Below are 25,665 nucleotides of genomic sequence, written 5' to 3' on the forward strand. Positions count from 1 at the left end.
CGGTGGGGAGGCGGGACAGGGTGCCCGGGCGTCGCCCGGGCGGGTCACACGGTGAGGTTCGCGTCGACGAGCACGCCGACGCCCGCGGTCGGCAGGCCTGCGCGGTCGACGCCGGTCTCGACGTTGCGCGCATGGAGGACGCGCACGCCGTCGGGCAGGTCGAGGCGACCGCCCGTGAACCGTGAGCCGGTCGCGGCGTAGCGGTCGCCGGGGCGCAGCGCGACGTGCGCGGTGCCGTCGGCAGTCCGCAGGTCGGCGCCGCGGAGCGTGACGTCCACGGCGCCCGCGCCGGTGCCGCGCGAGACGAGGGCCCCGGCCGTCGTCGTGCCCGCGGCCCGGACGCCGTCGAGCACGAGCCGCTGGTCGCGCGCGCCGCTGAGCCGCACGCCCACGCCCTGCCACGACCCGCCCGTGACGGTGACGTCCGCCGAGCCGAGGTCGACCGGCGCGGCCGGGGCGTCGTCCGTGCCGCCGACGAGCTCGCAGTCGGTGAACGTCACGGGGCCGGCGCCGCGCAAGATCGTGCCGTCCACGCCGGTGAGGCGGGTGCGCACGAAGTGCACGGGGGTCGTCACCGGCGTCTGGTGCAGCACCGACCCCGCAGGCAGCGCGAACGCGCAGTCCTCGACGACCGTCGGCCGCCGCGACAGCGACGACCGCTGCCCGACGGCGAAGAAGCCGGCCGTGCAGCCGCGCACCTGTGCGCCGTCGGCGTTGATCGTGAGCGTCGCCTGCGGGTCGAACGTCGACCGGGCGACGACGTGCACGTCCTCGAGCGTGAGGTCCGTGATCTTGGTGCCCGCGACGAACCACGAGCACGTGTGGTGCTTGACCGTGATGCGCTTGGCCGCCGTGCCCCACTGGCCGCCCGAGTTGGCGATGTCCATGAGCCCGCTGTTGCCGACGAACACGAGGTCGTGCTCGTACTGGCCGTGGGTCGTGAAGGGGTTGCCGCCCTGGTCGTCCCCGTCGCCGTGGCAGTTCTCCACGAGGCAGTACGCCGACGCCGTGAGGTCGTTGAGGTGCCGCGCGTTGTGGCTCGTGCAGTCGGAGACGCGCCCGTACAGGCAGTAGATCTGCTGCGTGAGGTACCCGGCGCCGCCGTAGAACACCGTCGGCGGGTTGGCGACCGAGCACCGCTCCGTGACGAAGTGGGTGTTCCAGCGCCGCATGATCACCGGCCACCACGTGCGGTGGCCGTGCACGTCCGAGACGTCGCAGCGCACCGCGTACTCGAACGCGACGGGGTGGGATCCGGTCATCTCGCGGTCGTCGGGCAGCTCGCCGTTCGCCGGGCCGTCGAAGGGCCCGGAACCGTGGAACGTCATCGCGCGCACGTGCACCTGCTCGACGGGCTCGACGCGCGTCCAGGTGAGCACCCGCCCGGCGGGCAACTCCCAGCCGTTCTTGTAGTCGACGCGCACGTGCGTCGCGTCGAGCACCTGCGTGACCTGGACGAGGCGCTGGAGCTCGCGCTCGTCGCCACCGCCGCCCGGGCGCTCGTCCGAGCGCAGCGCCCACCACTGCCCGACGGCGAACGCGCCCGCGTCCGCGACCTCGAAGACGTCCGTGAGGTCGGGGAGCGTCGCCGCGAGGGAGCGCTGCTGCGTCTCGTCGGTCACGCGGCCCTGGAAGAACAGGACCGCGCCGAAGGGGTTGTCGTGGGCGTTGCGCTCGATGCCCTCCGTCGTGACCGTGCGCCCGGCGAAGTCGATCTCGAGGTTCGAGCGCGTGTAGGTGTGGCGGCGGGTGAAGTTGAGGTCCGTGTGGGCCTCGATGCGGGTGATGCTGGGGTCGTTCACGAGGGCGTCGAGGGCGTCGTCGGCGGGGGTGTCGGGGTCGAAGAGGCCGAACCAGCGGAAGTCTCCGGTGCCGGTGTGGAGGGTGTGCCAGCGGCCCTTGGCTCCTGCGTCGGTCGGGGCGAGGACGGTGCCGCCGTTGGGGGCGGCGGTGGACCTCGCGTCGTAGCGCACGAGGCGGGCGGCGCCGTCGCCGGGGGTGGCGTGGCCGAGGAGCTGGGCGACGGTGCCGTCGTCGAGCTTCTTGGCCTTCCAGCCGGTGAGCTGCGCGACGGTGGCGGCGACGAGGACCTCGTCGTCGGGCGTGTCGTTCTTGCCCGCAGGGAGCGTGCCGGCGAGGGGCGCCGCGTGCGCGCTGCCGGTGCCGAGCGCGACGGCGCCCGCGGCGAGCGAGGCCATGCCGGCGACGCGCAGCAGGTGGCGGCGCGAGGGTGACACCGCCTCGGCGGTCATGGGGTCGGTCGCGCCGGAGCTGATGGGCGCGGGGCGGGTCTGGGATCGGGGAGTGGACAACGGGGGCACCCTTCGTGACGTCGGGAGGACGCCGTGCGGGCGGGCGACGCGGTGGCTCCGGCGGCCCGGGGCTGCGGGGTGTTCCGGGGGAGCGGTGCTGCGGGGGTCGTGCGGTTCCGGTGCTGGGTCGGGGGTCAGCGGGTTCGTGCGCGTCGTTGCGACGGTGAACCGGACACTCGGAGAGTAGCGGGATGCTATGGCATCGTCAAGAGCAATTGATCGAGCATCCACGCAGGTCAGATCGCTGTACCGCCTCGAAAAATGCCATAGCAACTGCCTTCCCACGGGAGCGCACGTGCCGACGACGCCGAGGTAGAGCCGTGGTCGCGCGAGGTAGAGCCTTGGTGGCGTGACCAGGGCTCTACCTCGGCGGACCGGGGCTCTACCTCGTGGGGTGGGTCAGCAGGTCAGAGGTAGTCGCCGGGCCAGTGGAAACCCACCCCGGCCGCGGCGGCGTCGCGGAGGTGCGCGACGACGTCGGCCGCCGCGCGGACGGGCCGGAGCATCCCCGTCGTGTCGGTCGCGACGACGGGCGCGTCGAGCACCGCGGCGGCGAAGCGGTCGGTCAGGGCGTGCGCGGGGAGGCGCACCTCGACGGTGGGGGAGCCGTGCAGGTGCGCGCGGTGGAGCGTGGTGCGCGCGAGGGCGTCGACGACGTCGGGCGCGCGGTCCGACGCCGGGTCGACGCCGAGCTCGCGGACCTTCAGCACGTCCGGCTCGGGCTCGAGGACGAGGTAGCCGATGATCTCCCCGTCGGCTGCCCGTGCGGTGAACACCTCGGCGCCGGAGTACCAGAGCGGGATGCGCTGCTGCCAGTGCTCGGCGGTGCGTCGGGTGGCGAGGGGGCGAGGCCCGCCCGCCGCGGTGTCGAACGCGTCGTGCAGCACGGCGAGCTGCTCCCACCGCAGCGCGACCGACCACGCGGGCCACGGCACGCCGGGCAGGCGGTCGGTGCGGGTCCGCACGGGGGCGTCGCCCACGAGGTCCGACGGCGCGGCGCCCGTCGGGAGCCCGTCGTCGTCGAGGTCGTCGTGCCCGGGGTCCGGCTCGTCGACCGGACGCGGCGCGCCGCGCCGGAGCGGCACGTCGAACGTCTCGAAGCCGCTCGACCGGTAGACGTCCGGGGTGCCGGTGAACAGCAGCGCGACGTCCGCGCCGTCCTGCTCCATCTGCTCGACGGCGCGCGCGAGCAGCGCGCGGACGAGGCCCCGGCCCCGCGCCTCGGGGGCGGTCGCGACGTTCGCGACGCCGCCCGCCCGGAGGGTGCCGCCGCCCGGCCCGCCGAGCTCGCGCGGCGTCCAGTACACCGAGCCCACGACGCGGCCGTCGTCCGGGTCGACGGCGACGTGCGTGCGGTCGAGCCGGCCGCCGTCCGTCTCGTAGACCGGCACCATGAGCGGCGCGTCGAACGCGCAGTCCCACAGCGCGAAGAGCGCGGGGACGTCGTCGGGCGTGGCGGTGCGCAGGTGCATGGCAGTCCAGGGTCCGGGCCGGTGTTGACGGGATGCTATAGCAAAAGTAGGGTCGCGGGACGACCGTCGGCGTGCGACGCGGCGGACCGTGCGGGCCGGGCTGGGCGCGCACGAACGCCCCGGATGGCGGCGGTGCCGCCATCCGGGCTCCTCCTGCGAGAGCGGGGCGTCAGCCGTTCGCCACGGCGGGCTCGGCCTCGTCGTCCGTGTGGCTCGCGAGGCGCGCGGCGGCCTCGCCGATGTGCTCGGCCATGACGCGCTGGGCCGTGCCCGGGTCGCCGCCCGCGATGGCGTCGACGATGAGGTCGTGGGTGCGCGCGTGCGCGACGCGCGCCTCGGGCTCGAGCGCGGCGTTCGCGGCGCGCAGGAAGCCGGTGATGCGGCTGCGGAGCTGCGCGTTGAGCGTCATGAGCATGCGGTGGTCGGCCATCTCCCAGAGCTGCTCGTGGAAGCGCCGGTCGAGCTCGAAGACGCGGGCGTTGCTGCCCTTCTCCGCCGCCTGGACCATCTGCTGGACCGTCTTGCGCAGCTTCGCCTCCTTCGCCGGGTCCCAGGCGTCCTGGACCCGCACGACGGCGAACTGCTCCAGCAGGGTGCGCAGGCTGGAGATCTCCTCGAGGTCGCGGCTCGTGAGCGCGGCGACGCGTGCGCCGCGGTGGGGGAGCCGCTCGACGAGGCCTTCCTGGGTCAGTCGCGTCAGTGCCTCGCGCACCGGGATGTGGCTCGTGCCGAGGCGTTCGGCGAGCTTGCGCTCGACGAGCCGCTCGCCCGGGGCGAGGTCGCCGCTGAAGATCGCCTCGCGCAGCTCGACCGTGACGCGGTCGGCGACGTTCTGGTCCGGCACGCTCTTGAGCGCCATGGTTTCTCCGTGGTGTCGTGGGGGCGGCGGGCTCGGATCGTCGAGGGTGGGGCGCCGCTGAAGGATAGCGGCCACGGTGCCGTCCCGGGGGCGTCCCGACCGGACTACATGCTATAGCATCGGCACTCCCGAGCCCAGAGGAGGTGCGATGGTCGCCCTGCACACGCGGGCCCCCGTCCCCGCGTTCGTCGGCCTGGCCGGCGTCGCCGTCCGCGACGTCACGCCCGCCCCCGGCATCCGGGCGCGCAACTGGGGCCCGGCGGACTGGGACGTCTCCGAGGGCGCCCACCGCGCGATGACGCTGACCGCCGTGGCGCTCGCGGAGGAGCGCTCCGGCCCCGGGGTCGCCGAGCCCTTCGTCCTCGTCACGATCGACGGCACCTGGTGGCGCCGGGTCGACGACGAGGCGACCCTGCGCGCGACCGTCCTCGACGCGACCGGGCTGCCCGTCGAGCGCCTGCTCGTCTCGCTCTCGCACACGCACGCCGGGCCGGTCCTGTGCTCGGGCGACGCCGACCTCGCGGGCGGCGACCGCGGCGTCGCCTACCTGCACGACCTCGCGCGCGCAGCGGCCGACGCCGCCGTGGAGGCGATCGCGTCCCTCCGGCCCGCGACCCTCGAGTGGACGACCGGCCGCTGCGGCCTCGCGTCCAACCGCGAGGCGCTGCTCGACGGCTGCGCGGGCGGGCACGCGGGCACGACCGCGGGAGCCGTTGCGGCGAGCACGCCGCCCCGGCCGCTCGTCGGCTTCAACCCCGACGCCGGCACCCCGCGCTCGCCCGGCGCCGACCCCGCGGACGACACGGTCGTCGTCGGGCGCCTCACCGCACGCCTCGCGCCCGCCGGGGAGACCCGGCCCGACGGCGCCGCGCCCGCAGGCCAGGACGTCACCCTCGCGACGATCGTCAACTACGCGTGCCACCCGACGACGCTCGCCTGGCAGAACCGGCTCGTCTCGCCCGACTACGTGGGCGCGATGCGCGACCTCGTCGAGCGCGAGACGGGCGCCCCCGTCGCGTTCCTCCAGGGCGCGTCGGGCGAGCTCGCGCCGCGCGAGCAGTACACGGGCGACACCGCCGTCGCGGACCGGCACGGCACCTCCCTCGGCCACGCGGTGCTCGCGGCGCTCGCCGAGCTCCCGCCGCCGGGCACGGAGCTGGAGCTGACCCACGTCGTCGAGTCCGGCGCGCCGCTCGCGGTCTGGGAGCCCGCGCCGTCGGCCGCGCTCCCCGGCGCCGGCACCGGCACCGATGCCCGGCCCGACGCCCGGACGCTCGCCGCCGTGGCGGAGCCCGTCGCCCTCGACCTGCGCGACCTCCCGACGTGGGACGAGCTCGAGGCCGAGTGGGCCGCCATCGACCCGCGCTCGCGCGAGGAGCGCCTGCGCCGCGCGCGGAACCTGCGCGACGGCTACGTCACCGGTCCGACCGTCCAGCACCCCACGTGGGTGTGGCGCGTCGGCGAGGCGCTGCTCGTCGCGCACCCGGGCGAGGCGTACTCGCGCCTCCAGCGCACGGTCCGTGCCCACGCCGGGACGCGGCCGGTCGTCGTCGCGAACCTCACCAACGGGCCCGGCTTCGTCTACCTGCCCACCCGCGAGGCGTACGACGTCGGCGCCTACCAGGCGTGGCAGTCGCCGCTCGCGCCGGGCTCGCTCGAACGCCTGGAGCGGCACGCGTGCGCCGTCGTCGACGACGTGCTCGCCGGCGCCGCCGCCTGGCCCCCCGGCGTCGCGGCACCCGCCGCACCGGCACCTGCCGCACCGACGTCCGCCGCGTCCCCGACCCGTCCCGTCCCCGAGGAGGACCAGTGACCACCCCCGCCCCCGACGCCCCGCGCGTCCCGCTCGCCGTCGTCACCGGGGGAGCGGCCGGCATCGGCCGGGCCGTCGCCGAGCGCCTCGCGACCGACGGGTTCCGGGTAGTGTGCGCGGACGTCGTGCAGCACGACCTCCCCGCGCTCGACCTCGGCGCCGTCCCCGACGCGCCCGGGCTCGTGTGGGCCCCGCTCGACGTCACCGACCACGCCGCCGTGCGCGCCGCGTTCGACGACCTCGCCGCGGCGTTCGGCGGGATCGACGCGCTCGTCAACAACGCGGGCATCCAGCGCCACCGCGCGCTCGAGGACCTCACGTGGGACGAGTGGTCGGCCGTCGTGGACGTCAACCTGCACGGCGTCTTCGCGTGCCTCCAGGCCGCGGGCCGCCACATGCTCGCGGCGGGCCGGGGCGCCGTCGTCAACATCTCGTCCGTCTCGGCCCGCGGCTCCGCCGGCCGGGCCCCGTACTCCACGACCAAGGCCGCCGTCATCGGGCTCACTGCGACCGCGGGCGCCGAGTGGGCCGCGCGCGGCGTGCGGGTCAACGCCGTCGCGCCCGGGTACATCGACACGGGCGTGTTCCGCCAGGGCGTCGCCCAGGGCACACTCTCGGAGGAGACGATCCTCGCGCGCATCCCCGCCCGCCGGCTCGCCCAGCCGGAGGAGATCGGCAACGCGGTGAGCTGGCTCGTCTCCGACCAGGCCGCGTACATGGTCGGGCAGACCGTCTACGTCGACGGCGGGTTCCTCGTCGACTACGGCGTGCCGCTCGCCAAGAAGCCGGAGTGAGCGTGGGGACCGCCGCGCGCGTCGTCGCCGTCCGCACCGCGACGACGGTCGTCCCGCTGCCGCAGCCGCTGCGCCTCGGCGCGATGACGGTCGAGCGCCGCGAGTACGTCGGCGTGCGCGTCGTCGCCGAGACGGACGACGGCCGCACCGTCGCGGGCGAGTCGTACGCGCTCACGCGCGAGGCGCCCATGGCCGAGCTCGTGGACCGGCTCGTCGCCCCGCACGTGGTGGGTCGCGAGGTCGTGGCGTCCGACGGCGTCGCCGCGCGCCAGAGCGTCGGCGCCGCCTGGGACGCGGCCCTGCGCGGGTCCGCGATCGTCGGCCGCGTGGGCCTCGTGCGGCGCGCGGTCGGCCTGGTCGACGTCGCGCTGTGGGACCTCGCGGGCCGCCTCGCCGGTCGTCCCGTGTGGTCCCTGCTCGACGACGGCCCGCACCTCGCGGGGTCCGCGGAGCCGGGTGTCGGCGGCGACAGGGACGCTCCGGCAGGTGCCGTCGCCGGGAGTCCCCGCGACGTCTCGTCCGGGGCGGCCGTCGCAGTGCCACGCCCCGCGATCCTCGTCGCCGCCTACCCGACGCCCGGCCGCACCGCGCGCGACGTCGCGGACGAGGTGCTCGCGCACGCGCGCGCCGGGTGGCCGCTGCTGAAGATCTCGCGCTCGCCCGACCGCGCGCTCATGCGCGACCTGCTCGCGATCCTGCGCGCCGAGCTGCCCGACGCCACCGGTCGCCCGACCGTCGCGGGGCGCAGCGGCGTCGTCGTCGACGTGGGCTTCGGCTGGCGCGCCGCCGACGAGGCGCTCGCGGACCTCGACGCGTGGGGCGTCACGGGTGCGGCGGGGGAGAGCGCGCCCGCGCTCGCGTGGCTCGAGGACCCGCTGCTGCCCGAGGACGCGGCCGGCGCGGCGCGCGTCCGCGATGCGTCCGGGCTGCCGCTCTCCGTGGGCGACGAGGTCACCGACCCCGAGGTCTTCGCCCGGCTCGACGCCCTGGGCGCGCTCGACGTGCCGCGCGTCGACGTCGTCGCGATCGGCGGCATCACGGCCGCCGACCCGCTGGTGCGCGCGTGGGCCGCGAAGGGGAAGGCCGTGTCCAGCCACGTGTACCCGGAGGTGAGCGTGCACCTGGGCGGAGCGGCGGGGATCGGCGTCGAGACGTTCGACCGCTCGCCCGCGGGCAACCCCTACGACCCCGCGCCGCTGCTCGTGCGCGGCGGTCCCGTGTTCGACGTCGGCCACGCCACCCCGCCCGAGGCGCCCGGCCTGGGCTTCACGCTCGACCCCGACCGCTTCGACCTGGAGGCGAACCCGTGACAGGACCCACGGACGGACCCGCGAGCGAGCACCGCAGCGTCGTCGTCACCGGCAGCGGCAAGGGCATCGGCCGCGCCGTGGCCGCGCGCCTCACCGCCGACGGGTGGACCGTCGTCGGGCTGGAACGCACCCCGGGCTCGGGGACGGTCGAGGAGGGGGTGTGCGCCGCCGTCGTGCTGGGGGACTCGCGCGACCGCGAGGCCCACCGCGAGGCCGCGCGGACCGCGCGCGACCTCGCGCCGCTCGCCGGATGGGTGAACAACGCGGGCATCACCGTCCGCACGCCGCTGCACGCGCTCGCCGACCCGGAGCGGGCGGCGCAGGTCGAGCAGGACGCGCGCGACGTCGTCGAGATCAACGGTCTCGGCTACCTGTGGGGCTGCGCCGCCGCCGTCGAGGCGTTCACCGACCAGGTGAGCGGCGGGTCGATCGTCAACATCGGCTCGATCCACGGCCGCGCGGCGTTCGCCGACCACGCCGCCTACGAGCTGACCAAGGGCGGCATCGACGCGCTCGCGCGCTCCGTCGCCGTGACGTACGGGCGGTACGGCATCCGCGCCAACACCGTCGCGCCGGGCGGGGTGCGCACCCCGCACCTCGACGCGCAGATCGCCCGCGCGGCCGACCCGGCCGCCGAGGAGCGCGCCCTCGCCGAGGGCCCGCCGCTCGGCCGCATCGCCGAGTCCGCCGAGATCGCCGCGCTCGTCGCGTTCCTGCTGTCCCACGAGGCCGGCTACGTGTCCGGCCAGTCGATCGCGGCCGACGGCGCCTGGACCGCGTCGTTCGGCAACCCGCCCCACGACCCCGACCTCGACGCGCGCTACGGCCTCGCCTGACCCGGGCACACGAACCCGACGAGCCCGCAGCGTTGGGCGCGAGAAGTGAGTCGTGGCCCCTGGCAGGCCGGCGACAGGGGCCATTTCTCGCTTCTCGTCCCGTCGTCGCGGCGACGACCGAGCGGACTGCCCACGGCCCGCCGAACGCTTTTCTTATGCCCGCCGAACGTTCATATAATGGTGATCGGTCAACTGGACATCTGGACACCTGTCCAGGGCGCTGTTCCGGCGTGCGGATACCGCTGGGCGAAGGCGCCACGACCGCAGCCAGGGCCACCAGGGCCCGGCGTGACGACATCGCGGGGCGAGGGCGCCACAACCGGTGCCCGGTCCACCTGTGCCCGTGCCCGGCGAGGCGTCCAGCGCTGAACGCTCCCGCATGACGCACGCGACCGTCCCGCCCGACAGGGCGCTCATGTGGGAGAGGAGCACACTGTGTCCAACATCGAGACCGCCGTCGAGACCGAGCGCCGCGATCGCAAGACCTACCTGCGCTTCGGGCTCGCCGCAGTCGCAGTCCTGGGTATCGGAGCCGCGGTGACGAGCGCCTCGTGGACCGACCAGGCGTGGTTCACCGGCAGCGCCGGGGCCGCCCAGGTCGAGCTGCAGGCGAGCACCGACGGCACGTCGTGGGTCGACGCCGACACCGTCGGCGACGGGGTGGCCGTCGCGATCGACGAGGCGGCGTTCGCTCGCATGAACCAGGGGGAGACGCGGCAGGTGACGCTGCATCTCAAGAACTCCGGGTCGGTCGACCTCAGCCTCGGCGGGCAGGCAGAGGTCAGCGCCACCGGATCCCTGTTCGAGGGGTCCGATCCGGCCAGCGCGACGGTGAGCGTGCCGGACGACGTGCTGTTGTCCCCGGCGGAGACCGCGACCGCGACCCTGACGATCACGACCCCGGAGGACTGGGACCCGTCGTACCAGGGTGCGGCTGGTGCCCTGACGGTGTCGTTCACCGGCGTCAGCCAGGCGTAGGCGTCGGTCGCCTGCGCTGGGCGCGACGGCTGGGGAGGCTCGGGATCTGCCCAGCCGTCGCGCTCGGTCCCCCGTGGTTTGGAGGTGATGATCCTTTTGCGCGCGCTGAAAGCCCTCGCTGACGTCCTGGTGTGGACGCTGGCCGTGATCGGCGTGCTCTGCGGCGCCCTGTGGGCGGCCGGCCAGGCAGGCCTGGTCCAGCCTCTCGTCGTGGTGTCAGGCTCGATGGAACCGGCGATCATGACCGGCGACCTGCTCCTGGACACCCCCGTGCCGGTGGAGCAGGTCGAGGTCGGCGACGTCGTGTCCCTGCCGAACCCGGCCACCGGGGTGCTGGTCACCCATCGAGTGGTCGACATCGCCCAGCAGGACGACGGCACCTGGCACGTCCGGATGCAGGGCGACGCGAACGACACCGAGGACGGCGGCGCCTACGTCGTCACCGACGACACCGTCCTCAGCCCGCGGTGGCAGGTTCCCGGCGGCGGGGACTTCATCACCCGCCTGACCCGCCCGAGCACCGCCGTGCCGCTGCTCGTCGCCCTGGCCGCGCTCCTCGCGCTCAGCCGGATGCCCGCCTCGCGCACCGGACACGAACGCGCACGCGACCGGCGCCCCAGCCCTCAGCCCTCGGGGAGCGAGTCGTGACCCGGACCCTCCGACGGCTCGCGAGCGCCGCCGCCACCCTCCTGGTGTGCCTGCTCCTCGTGCAGGTGACCGCTCCCGCCACGACGGCCTCCTGGACGGACGGCGCCACGTTCTCCGCGACGGCCACCGCACGCGACTGGTCGACCGGGAACAGCTGCGAGATCGTCAGCGACGCGTCGCGCGAGGTGGTCGGCAGCTGCGAGGTGTCGGCGGTCAGCGTCGTCCACGAGTGGGGCGACCCCGGCCCGGACGGGGACGTCCTCAACGGGGGGATGGTGTTCACCGTCGACGTCGACGGCTACCAGGGCGCGGAGGGGACCTCCGCGCGCATCACGGTCGACCTCTCGCGCGTCACCGGCACGACGCGGTCGTGGCCGTGGGCCGAGGGCACCGTGCGCATGTACGACGGCGTCGTCGACTCGTGGGATGCGCCGCTGGTCACCTTCACCACCCACGAGTGGCACCCCTCACCGTTCCAGGGGCAGTTCACCGTCGGCGCCTAGGCTGTGTTGCTAAAGCGGCTCTGATCGCGAGTTCTGGCTCGTTAGGGTGGTCGGCATGGTCACTGTGACATGGTCTGGTCCGGAATCGGATGCAGTCGCGGTCGTTTTGCCCGGCGGGAGCGGATACACCGCTCGATCCCCTCTATTGCACTGGACCACGGCAGCGCTCGTAGAACAGGGATGGCGGGTCGGTGCCGTCGAGTGGACGATCACCGCAGTGGAACGTTCTCGCCCGCAAGAGTTCGTCAGTAAGATCGCCGAGGCCACGTTCGCGGAGGCGCCGACATCCGTGGCTCGTCTCGTGATCGGCAAGTCGTTCGGCTGCCACGCGCTGCCGTGGGCGATCGAGCGTGGTCTACCGGGGGCATGGCTCACTCCTGTCGTCACCGACGAACCGATTCGGGCAGCGCTGGCGATTGCCGGGCCTGAGCACCTCGCGATGGGTGGGGACCGTGACCACATGTGGACGCCGGACGCTGTCGGTCAGACTTCGGCAACACTGATCACGGTGGCGAATGCAGACCATGCCATCGAATCCGATGAAGGATGGCGGGCGTCGGTCGAGATGCAGATCCCCGTGCTTGAGCGCGTTATCGCTCATGCTGGCGCACGGTTAGCAACTTCACGGCGGGTCCGCTAATGCGCTGGAACTGTTGAGCCAGTAGAGCGTCGCGGCAAGGCAGAGCGCGGCGTGGTAGTTGCGGGCGGTCTTATCTGAGCGCATCGCGATGCCACGCCATTGCTTGAGTCTATTGAAGCATCGCTCGACGACGTTTCGGTCGCGGTAACGGACGCGCTGCTGGTCGCCAAAGTCGATCGGCCGGCCCGGCTTCTTGCGGCGGTGGGCGATCTGGTCTTCGCGCTCGGGGATCGTCGCGGCGATCCCGTGTTGCCGCAGCCACGCCCGGTTCGCTTTCGACGGGTATCCCTTGTCAGCGAGCACCCGGTCCGGGCGGGAGCGTGGCCTGCCCCTGGCACCTGGGACGCGGATCTCGCTGAGCGTCACGGCCAGCATGCTGGTGTCGGCCGCCTGCCCCGGGCTGAGGACGAACGCGAGAGGCCGCCCCTTCCCGTCGCAGACCAGGTGATTCTTCGTCGTCAACCCTCCGCGAGAACGCCCGATCGCATGATCAGCAGGCTCTTCACCGAACTTCTTGTAGTTCGACAGAGCCCCCCGTGGCCCGCGGGAGGGTGGCGCCGTGCTGGTGCACGCGCACGATTGTGGAGTCGATCGACGCGACCCAGTCGAGGTCGCCGGCCTGCTGCGCGAGCGACTGCACGTGCTCCAGTAGTCGCGCCCAGACGCCCTGCTCAGCCCACCGGTTGAAGTTCTTGTATACCGTGTTCCAGTTCCCGAACCGGTCCGGCACGTCCCGCCATGGAGCTCCCGTGCGGAATCGCCATGCCGTCGCCTCCACCACGGTCCGACGATCGATAGGCGGCCGACCGGTCCACTTCACTTTCGGGAGCAACGGGCCGATCACGGCCCAGTCCTCGTCAGAAATCACATCGCGCGACACGCATCCAAGACTCTCCCGCGAGTCCCTAAGAACGGTTTAGCAACACGCCCTAGGCCGGGGCGTCAGCCCTTGACCATGCTCGCGCGGGTGATGAGGCCGTCGCGGACCTCGAACGTCGCGATGGTCTCGCCGGTGCCGTTCGACGTCGTGACGAGCTCGCGCGCGACGAGCCAGCGGTCGCCGAACGTCACGGACGCGTCGATGACGCAGTGCAGCGCGGTGTCCTCGAACCGGCTGGCGTAGAACGCGCGCAGGGCGTCGCGGCCGACGATCGGCTCGGGGGTCACGCCGCTCACGACGGCGTCGGGCGCGTAGGTCGCGCAGAAGCCGTCGAGGTCGCGGACGTTGAAGGCGTCGACCTGGGCGGTGACGACGGCGGACGGGGACGTGCTCATGGGTGCCTCCTCAGGCAGGGGTGGGCGCGGTGTGCGGCGGGCGGGGCGTCAGTCGATCCGGACGCCGCCGTTGACGTCGTACGTCGCGCCGGTGACGAACCCGGCACGTGGGGAGGCGAGGGACGCGACGACCCACGCGACGTCGTCGGGCGTGCCGAAGTCCCCGAGGGGGATGGACGCGGTGAGCCCGGCGCGGGCGTCGGGGGCGAGCTGGTCGGTGATGGCGCTCGTCACGGGGCCGGGCGTCACGGCGTTCACGCGGATGCCCTCGCTCGCGAGGATGCGCGCGAAGGAGCGCGTGATCGCGAGGATCGCGGCCTTGCTCGCGGCGTAGTGCACGCCGGTCTTGAGCGCGCCCTGCTCGCCCGCGATGGACGAGAGGTTGACGATCGCGCGGTCGCGCGCGGTCCGCTCGTCGGGCGTGACCGTGGCCCCGGCGGGCGACGGACGGCCTGCGCGCAGCAGGGGGAGAGCGGCGCGCGACAGCACGAACGTGCCGCGCGCGTTGGTCTCCATGACGAGGTCCCACTCGTCGAGCTCGATGTCGTCGAGCGCGCGGTAGGGGCACACGCCGCCGTTGTTGACGAGCACGTCGAGGCGTCCCCAGGCGTCCGTGACCTCGGCGACGAGCGCCTCGACGGACGCGGTGTCGCGCAGGTCGAGGCGCGAGACGCGCGTCGCGGCGCCCTCCTCCTCGCAGCGGGCGGCGGTGGCGCGCGCGCCGGCCTCGCCGCCGGTGTACGTGAGCCAGACGTCGTGCCCGTCGCGCGCGAGCTGGAGTGCGGTGGCGGCACCGATGCCGGAGCTGGCGCCGGTGACGAGGGCGAGGCGGCGGCGGGCGCCGTCCGGGGCAAGGGTCATGAGCCCACGCTATAGCATCCGACCGGCCCGAGGGTTGGTCGAGGGTGCTATTTGCTATAGCATTCCTCGCATGACAGCCGACACCGTCGTCATCACCGACTGCGACCTGCCCGGGACCGCGTGCGAGGACACCCTGACCGCCGCCGGGCTGCGGGCCGTGCGCGCCGCCGCGCGCACCGAGGACGAGGTGATCGCCGCCGTCGAGGAGGCCGCCGCGAGCGGGTCCGCGCCCTCCGCGCTCGTCGTGCAGTGGGCCCCCATCACGGCCCGCGTGCTCGACGCCGTCGCCGGCCCGGGCGGGGTGCGCATGGTCTCGCGCATGGGCATCGGCTACGACATGGTCGACGTCGCGGCCGCCACCGAGCGCGGCGTCGCCGTCGCGAACACCCCGACCTACTGCATCGAGGAGGTCGCGAGCCACACGGTCGCGATGATCCTCACGCTCGACCGCGGCCTCGTCGCCTACGACCGCGCGCTGCGCGCGGGCACGTGGGCCCCGACGGCGCAGCACGCCGCGCGCCTGTCCAGCACCGTCGTCGCCGTCATCGGGTACGGGCGGATCGGCTCCGAGGTCGCGCGCTCCGCCCGCGCGCTCGGCTACCGCGTGCTCGTGCACGACCCGTTCGTCGACCCGCAGGCCGTGGCGTCCGACGGGCACGAGGCCGTGGGGATCGACGAGGCCGTCGCGCGCGCCGACGTCATCACGCTGCACGCGCCGCTCACCGAGTCGACGCGCCACCTGCTCGACGCCCGCACCCTCGCGGCCGCGAAGCCGGGCGTGCGGGTCGTCAACACGTGCCGCGGGCCGCTCATCGACGAGGACGCGCTCGCCGACGCGCTCGCGTCCGGCCACGTGGGCTCCGCCGCGCTCGACGTCTACGCGACCGAGCCGCTGCCCGCCGACTCGCGCCTGCGCACGCTCGACAACGTGCTGCTCACCCCGCACGCCGCGTGGTTCTCGCCCGAGGCCATGCAGGACCTCCCCGTGCACACCGCACGCAACGCCGTCGACTTCCTCGCGGGCCGCCCCGTGCCGTCGATCGTCAACCCGGACCACGCGCGCGCCCTCGCCTGAGCAACCGCGCCACCCGCCCCGACCTAGGAGACCCACCCGTGCAGCTCGTCCGACTCGGCCCCCTCGGCCAGGAGCGTCCCGCCGTCCGCGAGGACGGGGTCGTGTACTCCCTCGACCCGCTCACCCGCGACATCGACGGCGCGTTCCTCGCGGCCGACGGCGTCGGCCGGGTCCGCGCGGCGCTCGCCGCGGGCGCGCTGCCCGTGCTCGACGGCGCGGACGAGCTGCGCGTCGGTGCGCCCGTCGCCCGGCCGACGGCCGTCGTCTGCATCGGGATGAACTACGCGGAGCACGCCGCCGAGTCCGGCTCGACGCCGCCCGACGTCCCGATCGTCTTCTGGAAGCACTCGAACACGGTCGTCGGCCCGCACGACGACGTGCTCGTGCCGCCCGGGGCGACGACGGTCGACTGGGAGGTCGAGCTCGGCGTCGTGATCGGCCGCCGGGCGCGCTACCTGTCGTCCCCGGAGGAGGCGCTCGAGCACGTCGCGGGCTACGTCCTGTCCCACGACGTCTCCGAGCGCGACTACCAGATGAAGGTCTCCGGCGGGCAGTGGTCGAAGGGCAAGAGCTGCGAGACGTTCAACCCGCTCGGCCCGTGGCTCGTCCCCGCCGACGAGGTGGACGTCCAGAACCTCGGGCTCCGGTCCTGGGTCAACGGCGAGCCCCGCCAGGACTCGACGACGGCCGACATGATCTTCGACGTCGCGTACCTCGTGCACCACCTGTCGCAGTACATGGTCCTCGAGCCGGGCGACCTCATCAACACCGGCACCCCGCAGGGCGTCGCCCTGTCCGGGCGCTTCCCCTACCTGCGCGCGGGCGACGTCGTCACCCTCGAGATCGACGGCCTGGGCCGCGCCGAGCAGCGCGTGCGCGACGCCGTCCGCTGACCACCCGCGGCGCCGCTCAGCCCGCGAACGGCAGGGCCGGGAGCCCCCGGACCCCCGGGTCCGCCACGAACAGCGACCCCGACGCGGCCTCGTCCGCGTCGGGGTCGTCCAGCCCTTGGCGCGAGGTCGTGACGAACAGCCGGTCGAGGTCGTCGCCGCCGAACGTGCACGCGCTCACCTGCGACACCGGGAGCGGGACGACGGCGTCGAGCGTGCCGTCGGGGGAGTAGCGCCGGACGGCCCCGCCGCCCCACAGTGCCACCCAGACGCCACCCTCGGCGTCGACCGTGAGGCCGTCCGGCATGCCGTCGTCGGGGTCGATCTCCACGAACGCGCGACGCCGCACGAGACCGCGCGAGTCCTCCGCGACGGGGACGACGTCGAGCACGTCGATCCGTCGCGTCGCCGAGTCGACGTAGTATGCCCGCGACCCGTCCGGCGAGAACCCGAGCCCGTTCGACACCTCGACGCCGTCGAGCACGACACGCGACGACCCGTCGGCCTCCACCCGGTACAGCGCGCTCGGCCGCTCGCCCTCGGCCTGGCCGCCCACGTAGAACGCGCCGTCGGGCGCCGCCGCCCCCTCGTTGAGGCGGACCGTCGGGTCGTCGACGAGCGACGCGAGCGCGCGCACCGGCGCGCCCTCGCCGTCCGCCACCGCGACCGACCGCGCGAGCCCGACGACGAACCCGCCCCCGGTCCGCGGCCGCACCACGGCCGCGTGGTCGCCCACGTGGAGGCGGTCGACGCCGCCGTCGGGCCGCAGAGTGAGGAGGTCGCCCGCGAGCATGTCCACGTACCGCAGGCCGCCCCAGCCCGGCCACCACACCGGGCCCTCCGCGTGGTAGGCGACGGGACCGGTGACGTTCTCGACGGAGATCTCAGGCATCCGACCATTCTCGCCGAGGGCCGTCGGCCCGCGCGGCGGGCGTAGGGTGGACGCATGATCACGCAGAGCTGGTGGTGGCTGCCTCCGCAGCCGTGACCAGTCCTGCCCACGTCCCGAGCTGCGCGCCGCAGCCGGGACGTCGTCATGTCCGGGCCGGTCCGGTCCTCGACCGGGCGTGGTGCGTGGCTCCCCACCGAAGGAGAGCACCATGACCACGATTCTCGACCCCGCGCCGTCGGCCCTCTCGTCCGCAGCGTCGACCGCGTCCGTCGCGGCGGCCCGCGAGCGGTCCGCGCAGATCGAGGCCCGGCTCGCGACCGACCCGTCCGGCTTCCGCGTCCTCACCGGCGACCGCCCGACGGGCGCGCTGCACCTCGGGCACTACCTCGGCACCCTCGCGAACCGCGTCCGGCTGCAGGACGACGGCGTCGAGGTCGTGCTCGTCGTCGCCGACTACCAGGTCATCACCGACCGCGACGACGCCGGGGACCTGCGCGCCACCGTGCGGGAGGTCGTCCTCGACTACCTCGCGGCCGGGATCGACCCCGCCCGCACGACGGTCTTCGCCCACTCCGCGGTCCCGGCGCTCAACCAGCTCCTGCTGCCGTTCCTCAGCCTCGTCACGACCGCCGAGATCGAGCGGAACCCGACCGTCAAGGCCGAGGCCGTCGCGGCCGCCGCACGGCAGGGCCGCCCCATGAGCGGCCTGCTGTTCACCTACCCGGTGCACCAGGCGGCCGACATCCTGTTCTGCCACGGCAACCTCGTGCCCGGCGGGCAGGACCAGCTCCCGCACGTCGAGCTCACGCGCACCGTCGCGCGACGCTTCAACCAGCGCTACGCCGCCGCGCAGCCCTACTTCCCCGAGCCCGACGTCCTGCTCGCCCCCGCGCCCACCGTGCTCGGCACCGACGGGCGCAAGATGAGCAAGTCCGCGGGCAACGCGCTCGAGCTGCGCGACGACGAGGACGCCACCGCGCGCTTCGTCCGCCGCCACCGCACCGACTCCGAGCGGCACGTCACGTACGAGCCCGAGCGCCGGCCCGAGGTCGCGAACCTCCTCACGCTGGGCGCGTTCGCCGCCGGGACGACGCCCGAGGCGCTCGCCGACGAGGTCGGTGCCGCCGGGGCGGGCCGGCTCAAGCAGGTGGTGACCGAGGCGCTCGTCGAGCACCTGCGTCCCCTGCGGGCGCGCCGTCGTGCCCTCGCCGCGGGGGACGGGCCCGACCCGCTCGACGTGCTGCGCGAGGGCAACGCCCGCGCGAACGCGACCGCCGAGCGCACCCTGGCCGAGGTCCGCGAGCTCATGGGAACCGCCTACTGATCCGCCCGGCGGAGCTCCGCGCGCCACAGCCCGCGCCCGCCCGGCGCGGACCGGTCCAGCCGCTCGACCGAGACGGCGACGAGCCCGTCCTGGCCGAACGCGTCGATCTCGGCTCGGGTGAGGGGCCAGGGCGGCCCGTCGTCGTCGGGCTCGTCGGCGACGGCCTGGATCACGAGGAGCGTGCCGCCCGGCGCGACGAGGGAGCGCACGCCGGCGGTGAGCTCGGCGCGGACGACCCGGTGCACGGCCTGGACCGTGAAGACCTCGACGACCAGGTCGAAGGCTCGGCGCCACGCAGCGGGCAGGTCGAGCAGGTCGCCGACGGCGTACGTCACCGCTGACCCGGGGCGACGGTCGCGCGCAGCGGCGACCGCGGACGGCGCGACGTCGAACGCGGTCGTGACGTAGCCGAGCCGGGACAGGTGCTCCGCGTCGGCGCCGAGCCCGCACCCGACGACGACCGCCGTGCGGTGCTCCCCGTCCGGCGGGGCGACGACCCGCTCCGTCAGCGCGGGGTGCGGGTCGTCGTGCTCCCACGGTGTCGTCACGGTGCCGCTCGCCGCGGACGCCCAGAGCTGCTCGAACCAGGCCGTCGGGTGGGCGGCGTCCGCCCTGCCCAGCAGGTCGGCCTCGGACTGCCAAGGGCGTCGTTCGACCATGCGACCGACACTAGCCGCGCCCGGCCCGGGCGCACGCGGTCACGCGCCCAGCCGGTCCCGCAGCCGCGCGAGCTGCGCCCAGAGCTCGTCGGGCACGCGGTTGCCGAAGGTGTCGAAGAACTCGGCGGTCAGCTCGGCCTCGGCGAGCCACTGCTCGGGCGAGACGTCGAACAGGGCGTCGAGGTCGGCGTCGTCCAGGTCGAGGCCGCCGAGCTCGAGCGCGCCGGGCGCGGGGAGCAGGCCGACAGGGCTCTTCACGGCGCCACTGTCGGTGCGGACGCCGCGCGAGCGGTCGACCTGTGCCGCGATCCACGCGACCACGCGCGCGTTCTCGCCGAACCCGGGCCAGAGGAACCGGCCGTCGGCGTCCTTGCGGAACCAGTTGACCTGGAAGATCTTGGGGCGCTTCTCGGGGTCGAGGGAGGCGCCGACGCGGAGCCAGTGCGCCCAGTGGTCGGCCATGTTGTAGCCGCAGAAGGGCAGCATCGCGAACGGGTCGCGGCGCAGCGCGCCGACGGTGCCCTCGGCGGCGGCGGTCTGCTCGGAGGAGATGGTGGCGCCCATGAAGACGCCGTGCTCCCAGCCGTACGCCTGCGCGACGAGCGGGACGTTGGTCGCGCGGCGTCCGCCGAAGATGATCGCGTCGATCGGGACGCCGTCGGGGTCCTCCCAGGAGTCGGCGATCGTCGGGCACTGCGCGGCGGAGACGGTGAACCGCGAGTTCGGGTGCGCGGCGGGGCGGCCGGCGTCGGGCGTCCAGTCCTGGCCGGTCCAGTCGATCAGGTGCGCGGGCGGCTCGGGGGTCAGGCCCTCCCACCAGACGTCGCCGTCGTCGGTGAGCGCGACGTTCGTGAAGATCGTGTCGCGCGCGAACGTCTCGACGGCGGCGGGGTTGGTCTCGACGCCGGTGCCGGGCGCGACGCCGAAGAAGCCGGCCTCGGGGTTGATCGCGCGCAGGCGGCCGTCGGGGCCGGGGCGCAGCCACGCGATGTCGTCGCCGATGGTCTCGACGGTCCAGCCGGGGATCGTCGGTCGCAGCATCGCGAGGTTGGTCTTGCCGCACGCCGACGGGAAGGCCGCGGCGAGGTGGTAGGCCCGGCCCTCGGGCGACGTCGCGCGGATGAGCAGCATGTGCTCGGCGAGCCAGCCCTCGTCGCGCGCCATCGCGGACGCGATGCGCAGCGCGAAGCACTTCTTGCCGAGGAGGGCGTTGCCGCCGTACCCGGAGCCGTACGACCAGATCTCGCGCGTCTCGGGGAAGTGGACGATGTACTTCGTGTCGTTGCACGGCCACGGCACGTCCTCGGAGACCGCCCCGGTGTCGTCGACGAGGGGCGCGCCCACCGAGTGCACGGCGGGCACGAACGCGGCACCGGCGTCGATGAGGTCCATGACGGCCGTCCCGACGCGCGTCATGATCCCCATGCTGACGACGACGTACGGCGAGTCGGTGACCTGGATGCCGACCTGGGAGATGGGGCCGCCCACCGGGCCCATCGAGAACGGCACGACGTACATCGTGCGGCCGCGCATCGAGCCCTCGAACACGTCGCGGAGCTCGGCGCGCATGGCCTCCGGCTCGCGCCAGTTGTTGGTCGGGCCGGCGTCGACCTCCTCGCGCGAGCAGATGAACGTGCGCGACTCGACGCGCGCGACGTCGCTCGGGTCGGAGCGCGCGAGGTAGCTCCCGGGGCGCAGCTCCGGGTCGAGGGGCAGGAGCGTCCCGGCGTCCACGAGGAGGTCGGTCAGGCGCTGCTTCTCCGCCGCGGAGCCGTCGCACCAGACGATCGCGTCCGGCTCGGTGAGGGTCGCGATCTCCCGCACCCAGGCGCGCGCGTCGCGCGGACGAGGGTCGGCCGTGCCGCCTCGCTGCCCCGGCGACCGGTCCGTCGACAGCCCGGCGAGGTCGGTCTCGACGTCGTCGAGCAGCGCGGCCTGGCGGGTGCGGCGGGTCTGGCGGGGGCCTGCGGCGGTGGTCATGGGTTCTCCTCGCTCGGCGGGTGGGCGGTGCTGTACCTCCAGCCTCACGCGGAACCGGCGTAGATTTCGCCTCAGAATGCTGTGAAGATTCGTTGATCTTGACGTACTGTCAAGCCATGGCCAGCACGACGTCGTCCAGCCGCCCCGGGGACCGTCCCGAGGCTCAGCCCACGGCCCAGGCGGACCTCATCACGCTCGGTCGGCGCGTGCGGCACTTCCGCACGGCGCGCGGCCTCACCCTCGACGCGCTCGGGGAGGCCGTGGGCACCGCGCCCAGCCTGCTGTCGATGATCGAGAACGGGCGCCGCGAGCCGCGGCTGTCGCTCCTCCAGCAGCTCGCCCAGGCGCTCGACGTCCCGGTCACGGACCTGCTCACGGACGAGCCGCCGTCGCGCCGCGCCGCGCTGGAGATCGCGCTCGACCGCGCCCAGCGCGGCCCGCTGTTCGCGGGCCTCGGGCTGCCCGCCGTGAAGGCGAGCCAGAAGCTGCCCCTGCCGGTGCTCGAGAACCTCGTCGGCCTGCACGCCGAGCTCCAGCGCCGCGCGACCGAGGCCGTCGCGACCCCCGAGGAGGCGCGCCGCGCCAACACCGAGCTCCGCCTCGAGCGACAGGCGCGCGACAACTACTACCCGGAGATCGAGGCGCTCGCCGAGGAGATGACGCGCAAGGCCGGCTACACGGTCGGCGCGCTCACCCACCGCACCGTCGCGCGCATGGCCGAGCAGCTCGGCTTCACCATCTGGCACGTCGACGATCTGCCGCACTCGACGCGCACCGTCACCGACCTGGAGAACGGGCGCATCTACCTGCCGCCCGCGTCGATCCCCGGCGGCCACGGGCTGCGCTCGCTCGCGCTCCAGGCCATAGCGCACCGCGTGCTCGGGCACGAGCGGCCGCGCTCGTACGCGGAGTTCCTGCGCCAGCGCGTCGAGATCACGTACTTCGCGGCGTGCTGCCTCATCCCGCAGAGCGCGGCCGTCGACTTCCTGGAGCGGCGCAAGCGGGAGAAGGACCTCGCCGTGGAGGACCTGCGCGACGCGTTCGGCGTCACCCACGAGGCCGCCGCGCAACGCTTCACGAACCTCGCGACCGTGCACCTCGGCATCCCGCTGCACTTCCTGCGCGTCGGCGACGACGGCGCGCTGTTCCGGGGCTACGAGAACGACGGCCTGCCCCTGCCCGCCGACGTCACGGGCTCGATCGAGGGCCAGATGGTGTGCCGCAAGTGGGCCGCCCGCGAGGCCTTCACGCGCCGCGACCGCGCGCAGGAGTCGTACCAGTACACGGACACGCCCGCGGGCACGTTCTGGTGCTCCACGCAGACCGGCACGACGACGTCCGGCCAGTTCTCCATCGCCGTCGGGGTGCCGTTCGCCTCGGCGAAGTGGTTCCGCGGCCGGGACACGACGGTGCGGCGGCAGTCGTCGTGCCCGGACGAGTCGTGCTGCCGCCGCCCGGCCGCGGACGCGGCCGCGCGCTGGGAGGACGCGTCGTGGCCCAGCGCGCGCATGCACCAGCACGTGCTCTCCGCGCTCCCGAGCGGCGCGTTCCCCGGCGTCGACGCGACGGAGGTCTACGCGTTCCTCGCGAAGCACGCCCCGCGGGACGCCTGACCGGGCGCCGGGCGAGCGCGCCTCAGGCGACCGGCCGACCCGAGAGCGCCGCGACCTGCCGGTGCACCTGCGCCGTCTCGATCTCCGACCGTAGCGCGACGCGGTCGAGCCCGACGGCGGCCGCCTGCGCGACCGGGCCGAGCACCATGCGCAGGTCCGCGACGGCGTCGAGCGCGGCCCGCCTCGTCGTCGCCCGCTCGGCGCTCGCGGTGACGAGCGACAGCGCGAGCCCGAGGTCCTCGGCGACGAGCTCGCGCGGGGAGAGCAGCGTCGACGCGATGCGCGCGAGCGTGCCGACCTGTCGGCCGAGCTCGCGCGCGGTCGCCCGGCCGCGCCCCAGGCGGGCGGCGCGCTCGCCGAGCTCGCGCGCCACGAGGGCCGACGACGCGTCGCGCAGGTCCTCGACGTAGGTCCGGGACTCGCCCGGCCCGGCGAGGGGCCGGTGCACCCGGTCGAGCGACCACGCCGGGTCGCGCCCCTCGGCCTGCAGGTGCCGGTCGAGGTCCACCGCGTCGAGCGCGGCGTCGGCGCCGCCGGCGAGCCATGCCTCGACCCGGGCGACGTCCGCGCGGTCGTCGACGTCGAGCCCCACGGTCGACAGCACGTCGAGCCACGTCCCGGTCGTCACGTCGAACAGCGGGACGAGGTCGTGGTCCTCCGGCCCGGCGGGGCGCACGAACCGGTCGTGCGCCGGGTCGTGCAGCAGGACCCAGTCCTGCCCGTCGAGCGTCACCGGGCCCGCCTCGGTGAGCTCGAGCACGACGCGCAGCGCCCACTCGTCGTACGTCTCGCCCCACGTCTCGCCCGTCACCGGGTCGTGCAGGACCCGCGGCGTGCTCAGGCGCTCGGGCAGCCACAGGAGCGGGTGCCACATCGCCTCGGGGCGCACGGTGGCCCACCGCCGCCGGCCCGCGGGCACGGTCCACGGCAGGGGGAGCGGTGACGCGGACAGGGGAGAGAGCAGCACCTCGCCGTCGGCCAGGCCGGCGAACGCCTGCCAGCGGTGCAGGCGGGCCACCGTCTCGATCGCGGACGAGGGGAGCAGGAGGCCCGCTCCCGGTCCGGCGTCGAACGTCCGGCGTCTGTGCTCCACAGGGGTCCTCTCGTCGTGGTGGTCTCCACGCCTATGCGGCGGGGGAGCGCGCCAACCTGCGCGCACCACCGCGCACGAGGCGGCGACGGTGTGACGGACATCACAGCGCCGTGAGGCTGCGAGCGGCCGATTTTCGCGCGGGCGCCGCACACACCCTCGCCATGCACACCTCGACCGTCGCCACCGACGTCCCCGCCCCCCGCACCCACGACCGCGCGAGCGACGAGCTCGACCGTCTCACCACCGACCTCGCGCTGCGCGTGCGCGCCGGTGCGCTCCCCGAGCGCGAGGCCCGCATGGCGGTCTTCGAGGCCGTCTTCCGGACCGGGATCATCCCGTCCGAGACGCTGCGTTACTGCCACCGGCACGACGTCGCGCGGTTCCTGCACGACGACATGGTCGAGGCGGCCGTCGACTTCTACACCCGCAAGCTCCTCGACCTCCCGAGCGCCGACGGCGCGACCGGCGACTCGACCGGACGCAACGGCACCAAGTTCTTCGACCTCGAGGTGTTCGCCGACGGCGCGAGCGCGGCCGGCTCCATCCGCCAGGCGCTCGGCGACTACACGCTCATGCACCGCACGCTCCTGCGCACCGTGCGCAGCGCGCGCCGGGTGGGGCAGATCGTGTCGACCGACCTGCTGGAGGGCACGGTCGACGACGAGGGCCGGCTCGCGGGCCTCCTGCATGAGCTCCCGGTCGTCCCCGACCCCGCGACGGACGTCGTCGACGCGGGGCGCTCCGCGCAGCTCGAGCAGCTCTACGAGACGCACGTGAGCGCGGCCGCACGGCAGCGCGGCGTGCTCCGCACGCAGATCGACGCGGGCGCGATCCGCGAGGCGTTCGACCTGCCCGAGCTCGACCGCCCGCTCGACCCGGACGTGCGCGCCCGGATGCTCGGGTGGGTCGAGGAGGACGAGGGCCTCGCACTGCGCTCCGTCGTCGGGCTCCTCGCCCCGACCGACGAGCGCCGGGCGGTCCTGCTCGGCCGCCTCTGGGCCGCGTTCCACCGCGACCGGCTCTCGACCCTCGCCGACCACGAGTACGGCGCCCGGATCGCGGACCTGCTCGTCCGCGACGCGCTCGCCGACCGCGCGCGCCCCGGCCGGCCCGCCGTCTCCCGCACCCGCGTCGCCGTCAAGCAGGCCGTCGCGGGCTGCGGCGTGGACGCGGCCTGGGTCGCCGAGCTCACCGCCGTCTTCCTCGAGCACGAGCACGAGGCGCGCTCCGCGTGGGACCCCGACCGCGGGACCGGCGAGACGACGCGCGACGCGGCGCGCTACCTCGCCGCCCTGACGACGGCCGCGGCGCTGCCCGGCGCCCCGCTGGGCGCGACGCCGCTCGCCGTGCGCCGCGCGCTGGCGGACCTGGTGGCCGCGGCCCGCACGGGTGGCCAGAAGCGCTCGCTCGTCGCATAGGACCTCACGACCACCGACGCGCCTCGCCCGCGAGGCACCGAGAGGAGACCCCATGGCCGCCGTCCCGGCACGCCCGCGCACGACCATCGCCGAACGCTGCGCCCCGCTGAACAAGGAGCTCGCCCGGCGCCGGTCCGGCTCGCCGCTCAACCCGCGCGACGTCCACGAGCTCATCGCCTCGCTGGTCGAGGAGCTCGTCCTGCAGGGCATGACGCGCCCGGAGGCCGCGGGACTCGTGAACCGTGCCGCGCAGAAGGCCACCGCCTGACACGACCCCGGACGACCCGCACCCCACGAGGCGGCAGCGCGTACCGAGAGTACGCGGTGACCGCCCGTGCGAACGGGTCGGCCACCCGGGCACCCGCGGGGGTACCCGGGCCGCACGCCGGACACCGGCGACGAGACAGACACACGCCAGAT

General features: G+C 74.6%; 23 protein-coding genes and 1 pseudogene. 14 read left to right on the plus strand and 10 right to left on the minus strand.

All coding sequences use genetic code 11. The features are described 5' to 3' along the window. Positions 1–44 precede the first annotated feature (44 nt). The 3 genes from RSE42_RS04045 to RSE42_RS04055 all read right to left on the minus strand — a co-directional run bounded on the left by RSE42_RS04045 (position 45) and on the right by RSE42_RS04055 (position 4,643). Positions 45–2,312 carry a peptidase C14 gene (locus tag RSE42_RS04045; protein ID WP_415297921.1) on the minus strand — a complete coding sequence of 756 codons (2,268 nt, stop codon included), beginning with the start codon at positions 2,310–2,312 and terminating at the stop codon, positions 45–47. Between the two features lie 407 nt (positions 2,313–2,719). Continuing rightward, a complete protein-coding gene (locus RSE42_RS04050) occupies positions 2,720–3,784 on the minus strand; it encodes a GNAT family N-acetyltransferase (protein ID WP_415297922.1) in 1,065 nt (354 codons plus the stop codon). A 169-nt stretch (positions 3,785–3,953) separates the two neighbouring features. Next, on the minus strand, positions 3,954–4,643 hold the full coding sequence (locus tag RSE42_RS04055) for a GntR family transcriptional regulator (RefSeq protein ID WP_415297923.1): 690 nt from the start codon (positions 4,641–4,643) through the stop codon (positions 3,954–3,956). 148 nt (positions 4,644–4,791) lie between these two features. On the opposite strand from RSE42_RS04055, the gene RSE42_RS04060 reads away from it, so the two are divergent. The 8 genes from RSE42_RS04060 to RSE42_RS04095 all read left to right on the plus strand — a co-directional run bounded on the left by RSE42_RS04060 (position 4,792) and on the right by RSE42_RS04095 (position 12,165). Next, the gene (locus RSE42_RS04060; protein ID WP_415297924.1) at positions 4,792–6,456 is read left to right on the plus strand and encodes a hypothetical protein; all 1,665 of its coding nucleotides are present in this window, start codon (positions 4,792–4,794) and stop codon (positions 6,454–6,456) included. Then, positions 6,453–7,250 carry an SDR family NAD(P)-dependent oxidoreductase gene (locus RSE42_RS04065; RefSeq protein ID WP_085388495.1) on the plus strand — a complete coding sequence of 266 codons (798 nt, stop codon included), beginning with the start codon at positions 6,453–6,455 and terminating at the stop codon, positions 7,248–7,250. The genes RSE42_RS04060 and RSE42_RS04065 overlap by 4 nt, the downstream gene beginning before the upstream one ends. Beyond that, positions 7,247–8,560 carry an enolase C-terminal domain-like protein gene (locus RSE42_RS04070; protein WP_415297925.1) on the plus strand — a complete coding sequence of 438 codons (1,314 nt, stop codon included), beginning with the start codon at positions 7,247–7,249 and terminating at the stop codon, positions 8,558–8,560. Before RSE42_RS04065 ends, RSE42_RS04070 begins: the two co-directional genes overlap by 4 nt. After that, a complete protein-coding gene (locus RSE42_RS04075) occupies positions 8,557–9,396 on the plus strand; it encodes an SDR family NAD(P)-dependent oxidoreductase (protein WP_415297926.1) in 840 nt (279 codons plus the stop codon). The genes RSE42_RS04070 and RSE42_RS04075 overlap by 4 nt, the downstream gene beginning before the upstream one ends. A gap of 435 nt (positions 9,397–9,831) precedes the next feature. Beyond that, positions 9,832–10,374: a DUF4232 domain-containing protein gene (locus RSE42_RS04080; protein WP_051028004.1), complete on the plus strand. Its 543-nt coding sequence runs from the start codon at positions 9,832–9,834 to the stop codon at positions 10,372–10,374. Between the two features lie 87 nt (positions 10,375–10,461). Next, complete coding sequence (locus RSE42_RS04085) at positions 10,462–11,022, plus strand: signal peptidase I (protein ID WP_391515015.1); 561 nt, start codon at positions 10,462–10,464, stop codon at positions 11,020–11,022. Then, positions 11,019–11,525 carry a hypothetical protein gene (locus tag RSE42_RS04090; RefSeq protein WP_391514195.1) on the plus strand — a complete coding sequence of 169 codons (507 nt, stop codon included), beginning with the start codon at positions 11,019–11,021 and terminating at the stop codon, positions 11,523–11,525. The genes RSE42_RS04085 and RSE42_RS04090 overlap by 4 nt, the downstream gene beginning before the upstream one ends. Positions 11,526–11,580: 55 nt before the next feature. Then, positions 11,581–12,165, plus strand: coding sequence for a hypothetical protein (locus tag RSE42_RS04095; protein ID WP_391514197.1), 585 nt, complete (start codon positions 11,581–11,583; stop codon positions 12,163–12,165). Here the strand turns inward: RSE42_RS04095 and RSE42_RS04100 are convergent. The 3 genes and pseudogenes from RSE42_RS04100 to RSE42_RS04110 form a co-directional block, all read right to left on the minus strand. Then, positions 12,148–13,045, minus strand: a pseudogene (locus RSE42_RS04100) (IS5 family transposase). The gene RSE42_RS04095 and the pseudogene RSE42_RS04100 overlap by 18 nt on opposite strands. A 62-nt stretch (positions 13,046–13,107) precedes the next feature. Continuing rightward, complete coding sequence (locus RSE42_RS04105; RefSeq protein WP_021482951.1) at positions 13,108–13,440, minus strand: nuclear transport factor 2 family protein; 333 nt, start codon at positions 13,438–13,440, stop codon at positions 13,108–13,110. A 48-nt stretch (positions 13,441–13,488) separates the two neighbouring features. Then, positions 13,489–14,301 carry an SDR family NAD(P)-dependent oxidoreductase gene (locus tag RSE42_RS04110; RefSeq protein WP_085388493.1) on the minus strand — a complete coding sequence of 271 codons (813 nt, stop codon included), beginning with the start codon at positions 14,299–14,301 and terminating at the stop codon, positions 13,489–13,491. 70 nt (positions 14,302–14,371) lie between these two features. Between RSE42_RS04110 and RSE42_RS04115 the strand changes: the two genes are divergently transcribed. Further along, positions 14,372–15,376 (plus strand): C-terminal binding protein, encoded by a 1,005-nt coding sequence (locus RSE42_RS04115; protein WP_108048980.1) that lies wholly within the window; start codon positions 14,372–14,374, stop codon positions 15,374–15,376. A gap of 38 nt (positions 15,377–15,414) precedes the next feature. Further along, the gene (locus RSE42_RS04120; protein ID WP_076403326.1) at positions 15,415–16,269 is read left to right on the plus strand and encodes a fumarylacetoacetate hydrolase family protein; all 855 of its coding nucleotides are present in this window, start codon (positions 15,415–15,417) and stop codon (positions 16,267–16,269) included. Positions 16,270–16,285: 16 nt separating this feature from the next. Here RSE42_RS04120 and RSE42_RS04125 read toward each other — a convergent pair whose 3' ends face one another. Continuing rightward, a complete protein-coding gene (locus RSE42_RS04125; protein ID WP_415297927.1) occupies positions 16,286–17,158 on the minus strand; it encodes an SMP-30/gluconolactonase/LRE family protein in 873 nt (290 codons plus the stop codon). Between the two features lie 208 nt (positions 17,159–17,366). Here RSE42_RS04125 and trpS point away from each other — a divergent pair, with 208 nt between their 5' ends. After that, positions 17,367–18,482 carry a tryptophan--tRNA ligase gene (trpS, locus tag RSE42_RS04130; protein ID WP_415297928.1) on the plus strand — a complete coding sequence of 372 codons (1,116 nt, stop codon included), beginning with the start codon at positions 17,367–17,369 and terminating at the stop codon, positions 18,480–18,482. Here the strand turns inward: trpS and RSE42_RS04135 are convergent. Together RSE42_RS04135 and RSE42_RS04140 are read right to left on the minus strand one after the other, a co-directional pair. Continuing rightward, positions 18,476–19,141, minus strand: a complete 666-nt coding sequence (locus RSE42_RS04135; protein WP_415297929.1) for a class I SAM-dependent methyltransferase — start codon at positions 19,139–19,141, stop codon at positions 18,476–18,478. The genes trpS and RSE42_RS04135 overlap by 7 nt on opposite strands. Before the next feature lie 39 nt (positions 19,142–19,180). Next, on the minus strand, positions 19,181–21,121 hold the full coding sequence (locus tag RSE42_RS04140; protein WP_082774182.1) for a phosphoenolpyruvate carboxykinase (GTP): 1,941 nt from the start codon (positions 21,119–21,121) through the stop codon (positions 19,181–19,183). A 116-nt stretch (positions 21,122–21,237) separates the two neighbouring features. On the opposite strand from RSE42_RS04140, the gene RSE42_RS04145 reads away from it, so the two are divergent. Next, positions 21,238–22,734, plus strand: coding sequence for an XRE family transcriptional regulator (locus RSE42_RS04145; RefSeq protein WP_082774183.1), 1,497 nt, complete (start codon positions 21,238–21,240; stop codon positions 22,732–22,734). Between the two features lie 22 nt (positions 22,735–22,756). Here RSE42_RS04145 and RSE42_RS04150 read toward each other — a convergent pair whose 3' ends face one another. Beyond that, positions 22,757–23,827, minus strand: coding sequence for a hypothetical protein (locus tag RSE42_RS04150; RefSeq protein WP_415297930.1), 1,071 nt, complete (start codon positions 23,825–23,827; stop codon positions 22,757–22,759). Between the two features lie 161 nt (positions 23,828–23,988). Here RSE42_RS04150 and RSE42_RS04155 point away from each other — a divergent pair, with 161 nt between their 5' ends. Both RSE42_RS04155 and RSE42_RS04160 read left to right on the plus strand, forming a co-directional pair. Then, entirely contained in the window at positions 23,989–25,245 is a 1,257-nt protein-coding gene (locus RSE42_RS04155; RefSeq protein ID WP_076403322.1) for a hypothetical protein, read from the plus strand. A 52-nt stretch (positions 25,246–25,297) separates the two neighbouring features. Next, complete coding sequence (locus RSE42_RS04160) at positions 25,298–25,513, plus strand: hypothetical protein (protein WP_043653789.1); 216 nt, start codon at positions 25,298–25,300, stop codon at positions 25,511–25,513. The last annotated feature ends 152 nt before the right edge of the window (positions 25,514–25,665 follow it).

Source organism: Cellulosimicrobium sp. SJTW-1 (assembly GCF_047716875.1).
Taxonomy (GTDB): domain Bacteria; phylum Actinomycetota; class Actinomycetes; order Actinomycetales; family Cellulomonadaceae; genus Cellulosimicrobium; species Cellulosimicrobium funkei.

Excerpts from the sequence above, each read along its gene's own strand:
- RSE42_RS04060 (WP_415297924.1), top strand. The coding sequence starts at position 4,792 with ATGGTCGCCCTGCACACGCGGGCCCCCGTCCCCGCGTTCGTCGGCCTG.
- trpS (WP_415297928.1), top strand. The coding sequence starts at position 17,367 with ATGACCACGATTCTCGACCCCGCGCCGTCGGCCCTCTCGTCCGCAGCG.
- RSE42_RS04085 (WP_391515015.1), top strand. The coding sequence starts at position 10,462 with ATGATCCTTTTGCGCGCGCTGAAAGCCCTCGCTGACGTCCTGGTGTGG.
- RSE42_RS04160 (WP_043653789.1), top strand. The coding sequence starts at position 25,298 with ATGGCCGCCGTCCCGGCACGCCCGCGCACGACCATCGCCGAACGCTGC.
- RSE42_RS04105 (WP_021482951.1), bottom strand. The coding sequence starts at position 13,440 with ATGAGCACGTCCCCGTCCGCCGTCGTCACCGCCCAGGTCGACGCCTTC.
- RSE42_RS04125 (WP_415297927.1), bottom strand. The coding sequence starts at position 17,158 with ATGCCTGAGATCTCCGTCGAGAACGTCACCGGTCCCGTCGCCTACCAC.
- RSE42_RS04050 (WP_415297922.1), bottom strand. The coding sequence starts at position 3,784 with ATGCACCTGCGCACCGCCACGCCCGACGACGTCCCCGCGCTCTTCGCG.
- RSE42_RS04095 (WP_391514197.1), top strand. The coding sequence starts at position 11,581 with ATGGTCACTGTGACATGGTCTGGTCCGGAATCGGATGCAGTCGCGGTC.
- RSE42_RS04140 (WP_082774182.1), bottom strand. The coding sequence starts at position 21,121 with ATGACCACCGCCGCAGGCCCCCGCCAGACCCGCCGCACCCGCCAGGCC.
- RSE42_RS04155 (WP_076403322.1), top strand. The coding sequence starts at position 23,989 with ATGCACACCTCGACCGTCGCCACCGACGTCCCCGCCCCCCGCACCCAC.
- RSE42_RS04135 (WP_415297929.1), bottom strand. The coding sequence starts at position 19,141 with ATGGTCGAACGACGCCCTTGGCAGTCCGAGGCCGACCTGCTGGGCAGG.
- RSE42_RS04115 (WP_108048980.1), top strand. The coding sequence starts at position 14,372 with ATGACAGCCGACACCGTCGTCATCACCGACTGCGACCTGCCCGGGACC.
- RSE42_RS04055 (WP_415297923.1), bottom strand. The coding sequence starts at position 4,643 with ATGGCGCTCAAGAGCGTGCCGGACCAGAACGTCGCCGACCGCGTCACG.
- RSE42_RS04110 (WP_085388493.1), bottom strand. The coding sequence starts at position 14,301 with ATGACCCTTGCCCCGGACGGCGCCCGCCGCCGCCTCGCCCTCGTCACC.
- RSE42_RS04145 (WP_082774183.1), top strand. The coding sequence starts at position 21,238 with ATGGCCAGCACGACGTCGTCCAGCCGCCCCGGGGACCGTCCCGAGGCT.